Annotated in this window: 2 protein-coding genes; both read right to left on the bottom strand. The window is 31.5% G+C overall.

Features of this window, described 5'->3' with window-relative positions:
• Positions 1-150: 150 nt before the first annotated feature.
• Complete coding sequence (locus BLT80_RS19810) at positions 151-561, bottom strand: hypothetical protein (protein ID WP_092471285.1); 411 nt, start codon at positions 559-561, stop codon at positions 151-153.
• A gap of 150 nt (positions 562-711) precedes the next feature.
• Positions 712-1,374, bottom strand: coding sequence for a hypothetical protein (locus tag BLT80_RS19800; protein ID WP_092471281.1), 663 nt, complete (start codon positions 1,372-1,374; stop codon positions 712-714).
• Between the last annotated feature and the right edge of the window lie 230 nt (positions 1,375-1,604).

Genomic DNA, 1,604 nt, shown 5'->3' with positions numbered 1-1,604 from the left:
AAAATCTGGGTTAATATTTGATGCAACATATAAAAGTACGCTAGTGAAAAATTAATGGGATTTTACTTGTTTTTTAGCACAGTACTTTGTTGTAAACAGTTATTTTTTCTTTTATATAATTTTCAATCTGATTTTTATCAGTTTCATTTTTTAAAATGAGTAACTCATTGTTTTATGAATCCGATAATTCATTAAGAATTTCGTTTTTCCACTACGAGTTAATTCCGAGTATTCAAATCGGTTTGGGTCAAATTTTTCGGCTATCAATTCCGTTTTATGAGTTCGGTCGATTACTTTTTTCAGACGAATTATTTTTCCGCTTTTCTCGTCAATTTTTAATTCCGAGTAATAAATCCAAGATGCAAATCGATAAAGAGTGTAGCCTATTAAAGTCAAAATCGCCACAAAAATTCCGATTCCAATTCCGAGCAACCAAATCAACACTATGAAAGAAGCAGAAGTCCAAACGATTAGTTCTTTCCACTTAAATGGAATTCTGTCACTCAAAGTATGAACGTGTCCATTTTTGGAAATTCTGAAGTAGTCTTCGTGTTCGTTCATAATTGTTTACAACGGTCTCGGCTATGAGTAGTTGCGTGGTTTAGCGGTTAACTTAGCAAGTACTCACCAAACTGAAAATCCGCGAGGATTTTCAGAAGTAGGCGAGAACAAGCAATTACTTATAGCCATTGTTGGCAAATCGTTTTTTATTTATGGTATTAATATCAGTCGTTGTTTTAATTTCTCGTTTCCTAAAACCCAAACAATTAAATATCCACCAGCACCATCACTATTCCATTGATGAACAATATAATCATTCTTGTTTTTATTGATTTCAAATACATTGTCGCATTCAAAAATATCCTCGTAAAGAATACTCGGAATCTCAATAGATTTTCCATTTATTGAGGTTTCAATTCCAACAACTTCTGTTTTAGGAATATTTCCGTCAGTTCCGTAAATTCTCCGTCCGTTAATTTTAGTCAGCCACTTTCCGTCAAAATCAGAAATCTTATTTTCCAGACTAAATTCCTTTAACTTATACTCAAATGAAAATTCAGTTCCGTTGTATTTAGTCAAATCCTCAATTGGGCATAAACGACTTTTATGAATGTAACCCATAAAAGTATCGTCTTCTCCACATTCCAATTGGAATTTGTTTTTTGAAATATATACGGTTATCCAATCAGATTCTGTTTTGTTTTCTTGATAACTAAATACTTCGGAATCTTTGAGTTTATAAATGACTTCAGAATTAATTTTAGGAAGTTTCCGAACGTTTGTAAATCCATAAACATCTTTTATAACTGCAATTTGTCCGTAATTCAGATTACAGAAAAATAGGATTGAAACAATTATTAAAAAGTTCTTCATTCTCTTGTTATGCAGTTTTTCTTAAATGTTTGCCAACGTGTTTGTATATGGTTTGTTGCGTGGTTAAGCAACTAAGTTAACAAATAAAAAACGAATAGAAAATCCGCGAGGATTTTCGTAAGTAGGCGAGGACCAAGCAATAAATTATATACGGCTTAAGTTTACAATTAATTAAATTTAAGCATAAATCAGAAAAGACAAAAGAGAGGAATAAGGTTAATATACACGCA

Origin of the sequence: Winogradskyella thalassocola (genome assembly GCF_900099995.1) — a bacterium.
Classification (GTDB): Bacteria; Bacteroidota; Bacteroidia; order Flavobacteriales; family Flavobacteriaceae; genus Winogradskyella; species Winogradskyella thalassocola.
Note: the sequence above shows the minus strand (reverse complement) of the source record. Positions and strands in the feature narration are given on the sequence as shown.